Source organism: Streptomyces sp. NPDC096012 (assembly GCF_040426375.1).
GTDB lineage: Bacteria > Actinomycetota > Actinomycetes > Streptomycetales > Streptomycetaceae > Streptomyces.
In genome coordinates, this window is sequence record NZ_JBEOTD010000098.1 from 1 (window position 1) to 1,578 (window position 1,578).

Annotated in this window: 1 protein-coding gene; it reads right to left on the reverse strand. The window is 60.3% G+C overall.

The window, feature by feature from the left end:
• Positions 1 to 316: 316 nt before the first annotated feature.
• Positions 317 to 1,405 carry an IS110 family RNA-guided transposase gene (locus ABVB68_RS36730; RefSeq protein ID WP_003942584.1) on the reverse strand — a complete coding sequence of 363 codons (1,089 nt, stop codon included), beginning with the start codon at positions 1,403 to 1,405 and terminating at the stop codon, positions 317 to 319.
• Positions 1,406 to 1,578 lie beyond the last annotated feature (173 nt).

Consider the following 1,578-nt stretch of genomic DNA (forward strand, 5'->3'; position numbering starts at 1 on the left):
AATTTTACCCGCCACGGGTGCACCCGCCCCGGGCACCGGCTATCCCCGCGGCCGTTTCCGTTTCGGTCGACGGACATGAAGAACGGCGGGTGACATGTCGATATTCACGACTCGTGGTCAGACTGATATACGCGGGTTGGCTACCGCAGGACGACTGTTCGGCAGGAACGGTGCTGCTGCTCTAGGGTCGGGCGTCGCAATCGGTTCCAATTTCGGAACCTGTTGCTGCCCATAGTTGTTTTCGCAGATCGTTCCTCACGCTGCCATCACGCCCTTTGCGATTGTCTATCGACCGAAATCTAGGGGAAGGACAAGCTCAGGGCTGGTCGTCGACGACCGCCAGCGACCAACACCATCCCGCAAGTTCTCTGGCTACGGCGACATTGGCGATCACCGGACGCTTCTTACGGGCGGTGAACTGCTCCCACCGATGATGCAGGCGGTGGTTGCCGGCATGCCCACGAGCACGCGCAGCGGGGCTGGCTTTCGCCCATCGAGTGCGCATGACCTGTCCAGGGTTGCGGTAGATCTTGCGGTGATGCCATGCTGCCTCGACCAACAACCGACGTGCATGACCGTTGCCGGTCTTGGTGATCGAACCCTGTGATCGTGATGTCCCCGAAGAGTATTCACTCGGCACCAGGCCGACATAGGAACCGATGGTGCTCCCCGTAAATCGCTGCCAGTCGCCGATCTCGACCGCCAACCCGAACCCGGTCAAAGTAGAGATTCCGCGTAAACATCCCAAACGGTGCACCATCGGCGTGTAGGGACTGTTCTCCGCCATCTCCTCGATCGCCGTATCCAGTCGGTCACGGCGGCTTCGGGTGAGCAGCATCGCTTCATAGTTCGAGTCGAACGTGGCCTGCAACGCCGACTGCTCGAACCTCTGACTTCGTAGCCACACATCATGCGCACCAGTCCACGCCGCACCACCAGAATAGACAATGCCCTGCCGCAGAAGAAGTTTCGACAAGCGATGTCGGCATCGCATCAGATCCCCGCGAGCATCCTCACGGGCACGGACCAGATCTCGGGCTGCCTCTTGTTCTACCGAAGGGACCGTGACCTCGACGATCTCGTCCAGTCGGAGCAACCGCGCCAGATGCAGCGCGTCGCGAGCATCGGTCTTGACGCGGTCACCAGCAGGTCTCTGCAATTTCGACGGCGCAACCACCACGCACTCCACACCCGCTTGATTCAGAGCTCGGTACAGGCCGAATCCGGTCGGTCCGGCCTCGTAGACGGCTTTCACCGGACCCGGCAACGAACGCAACCAGGCGAGGATCTCACCGGAGTCCGGACATAATCGTTGTTTCCATACTTCACCGGTTTGACCGTCGATCGCACATGCCACTACAGACAGTGCGTGCACGTCCAATCCGACACTCGTACGCTGATACATCACCGGGGCCTCCTGCAAATGTAGGCACTACCGATCCAGGCTTCGCCTACTCGGCAACCCACGGCAACTTGCAAGCGAGTCCCCGGCCCGAAACGGGCCGACCCTCATACCGTCTAGCCTCGATCGGCCAGCTAGTGCCCCGAGTTTGAAGTTGTTTTACGGTCAGCTTTCAC